Here is a 1,088-nt window from a genome sequence, read left to right on the forward strand (position 1 = left end):
AGGACTCGCGCAGTAATTAATTAGGTTTTTGTGTTTGGTTTGTCCACACTTGTGGTATGACGCTGCCTGCTGTGGACTCCGATCCGGTCGCCGCCCGTTTGTTGTTGATCCGCCCGCATCTGGACGAGCGGGCGTGGCGGTTGTTGCTCGGCGCGGAGGCGAAGGTACTGGGTCGGGGCGGGATCAAGCTGGTCGCGAAGGCTGGTGGGGTGCATCCGGATACCGTGGCCCAAGGTGTGCGCGAGGTGGATTACGACGAGCCGATTCCGGGGCGGGTGCGCCGCCCGGGTGCGGGGCGCCCGCCGATGGCGGTGACCGATCCTGATCTGGTGGCCGCGCTTGATGCGCTGGTGGATCCGGTCTCGCGGGGCGATCCGGAGTCGCCGTTGCGGTGGACGACCAAATCGACGGCGAAGCTGGCCGCCGAGCTGACCGCCAGGGGGCATCGGGTGTCCGCGCGCACGGTGGCCAAGCTGCTCAAACAGGCTGGCTACAGCCTGCAGGCGAACTCGAAAACCATTGAAGGTGCTCAGCATCGGGATCGGGATGCCCAGTTCGGCTATCTCAACACCCAAGTCGAACGATTCCAGGCCGGCGGGGATCCGGTGATCAGCGTGGACACCAAGAAGAAGGAACTCGTCGGCAACTACAAAGCTGCTGGCCGTGAATGGGAGCCCGCCGGGTCACCGCGCGCGGTGGCGGTGCACGACTTCGCCGACAAGGCGCTGGGCAAAGTGGCTCCCTATGGGGTCTACGACATCGCCGCCAACACCGGCTGGGTCAACGTCGGCACCGACGCCGACACCGGCCAGTTCGCCGTGGAATCGATCCGCCGCTGGTGGACCACGATGGGCGCCATCAGCTATCCCGGATCCGACAAGCTGCTGATCACCGCCGACTCCGGTGGCTCCAACGGATCCCGGCTGCGGCTGTGGAAAACCGAACTCGCCGCCTTCGCCGCCGAGGCCGGACTCGACATCACGGTCTGCCACCTGCCGCCCGGCACCTCCAAATGGAACAAGATCGAACACCGGCTGTTCTCCGCGATCAGCCGCAACTGGCGCGCACGACCCCTGGAATCCCATGAG

At 65.5% G+C, this 1,088-nt stretch carries 1 protein-coding gene; it reads left to right on the plus strand.

Annotation, left to right across the window (positions count from 1 at the left end; all coding sequences use genetic code 11):
- Positions 1 to 56: 56 nt before the first annotated feature.
- A partial coding sequence (locus EET03_RS14775) for an ISAzo13 family transposase (RefSeq protein WP_122508783.1) occupies positions 57 to 1,088 on the plus strand: 1,032 nt, incomplete at its 3' end.

The organism is Mycobacterium innocens (assembly GCF_900566055.1).
Lineage (GTDB): Bacteria > Actinomycetota > Actinomycetes > Mycobacteriales > Mycobacteriaceae > Mycobacterium > Mycobacterium innocens.